Here is a 1,779-nt window from a genome sequence, read left to right on the forward strand (position 1 = left end):
CGGAAAGCTCCGCCAAAGTACCGAATAATTCCATCAATAATGTCTAAAAATTGACTTTTTGGACAGCACCTATAAATTAATTGTTATTTTCTTCTGTGTTTGCAGTCTCATTTTCTTGAACAATTTCATTATTAGGTAAAATTAATACTTCTACCCTACGGTTTCGTTGTCTTCCTTCTTCCGTATCATTTGACGCCACTGGTTGAAATTCACCAAATCCTTTTGCACTAAACATTCTAGGATCTAACTGCTCATTTTCCAAGATTATTTTCATGAAATTTAACGCTCTCGTTACACTTAACTCCCAATTCGATTCAAAATTTGCATTATGTATTGGAACATTATCCGTATGTCCAGTTATGATGACATTATGGGGAGGGTCAATAACAAGAAGGTTACTAATTTCTTGTGCAATTTGTAAATCATTTTCTCGAACTTCGGCACTACCAGAATCAAAAAGTACACTGTCATTAATTGTTAACAGCAATCCTTCATCAGATAATGATGTTTGTAGTTTTCCTTCCATATTAGAACTAATGATATAAGTATCAAGTCGCTGCTTTAGTTCCAAAAATTGCTCATATTCTTCTTGACTTAATGTTATTTCTGCATCTTGCATATTTTCTTCATTATCATTTGGTCTATTCTCATCTGCAGCTTCTAGTATTGGGCTAGGATACTCAAAGACCCCAGTTCCACTCGAAAATATTTCACCAAAAACCTTTGAGATGGATTGGAATTTTTGAGCATCAACGGAACTACTAGCAAATAAAACAATAAAAAGTGCGAGTAACAATGTCATTAAATCAGAATAAGGTAAAAGCCAAGAATCCGTATGTTCTTCTTCTTGCTTACGTCTGCGTCTACGCATTGTTATTATCCCTACTTTCTTCTAAGAAAGCTTGCCGTTCATTTGCCGGAAGGAAAGAAGATAATTTTTGTTCAATTTCTTTTGGTGCTTCACCTTCAATAATTGAAAGAATACCTTCAATCATCATTAATTTTAGTTGTACTTCTTGTTTCGATTTTCTTCTTAATTTATTTGCAAATGGATGCCATAATACATATCCTGTAAAAATACCGAATAAAGTAGCGATAAACGCTGCACTAATAGCTTGTCCTAAAGTATCTGTATCGTTCATTTCACCGAGGGCAGCAATTAGCCCAACGACAGCCCCTAATACCCCTAATGTAGGTGCATAAGTACCTGCTTGAGAAAAAATTTTAGCACCAGACTCATGGCGTTCCTCCATGGAATCAATTTCTGCTAACAATACTTCCCGAATATAATCTGGTGTTTTACCATCGATTGCAAGAAGCATTCCATTTTTCAAAAAAGGATTTTCCAATTCATCAACTTTACTTTCTAAAACAAGAATTCCTTCTCTTCTTGCAACTTGTGCCCATTCTGAAAACAGGTGAATTAGCTCAACTTTATTCACTTGCTTTTGTTCAGAAAATAAAATTTTAAATAATTTTGGCACGTTTTTAATTTCATTACTAGGAAAGGCAATAATAACTGCTGCAGCTGTACCAAGAAAAATAATTAAAATAGCTGCTGTGTTTGCTAATGCACTGATTGGAACACCTTTTAAAACCATTCCAATCCCAACAGCTAATATTCCTATAATTAATCCAAAAACAGAAGTTTTATCCAATACCATCACCTATTCACTCTCTATTATAATAATGCTTCTTTTACTATATCGACAAAATTCGTGAATTTTTAATGATAATATGAAAATAATATTAAAGTTTATTTAGGTGTTATAAATTAAT

The 1,779-nt window shown here is 33.2% G+C and carries 2 protein-coding genes; both read right to left on the reverse strand.

The window, feature by feature from the left end:
• Positions 1-76: 76 nt before the first annotated feature.
• The gene (gene motB / locus GW534_RS15785; protein WP_161921918.1) at positions 77-871 is read right to left on the reverse strand and encodes a flagellar motor protein MotB; all 795 of its coding nucleotides are present in this window, start codon (positions 869-871) and stop codon (positions 77-79) included.
• Positions 864-1,658 carry a flagellar motor stator protein MotA gene (gene motA / locus GW534_RS15790; RefSeq protein WP_161921919.1) on the reverse strand — a complete coding sequence of 265 codons (795 nt, stop codon included), beginning with the start codon at positions 1,656-1,658 and terminating at the stop codon, positions 864-866. Before motA ends, motB begins: the two co-directional genes overlap by 8 nt.
• Positions 1,659-1,779 lie beyond the last annotated feature (121 nt).

This window comes from Pallidibacillus pasinlerensis (genome assembly GCF_009996845.1).
Lineage (GTDB): Bacteria > Bacillota > Bacilli > Bacillales > Caldibacillaceae > Pallidibacillus > Pallidibacillus pasinlerensis.

Excerpts from the sequence above, each read along its gene's own strand:
- motB (WP_161921918.1), bottom strand. The coding sequence starts at position 871 with ATGCGTAGACGCAGACGTAAGCAAGAAGAAGAACATACGGATTCTTGG.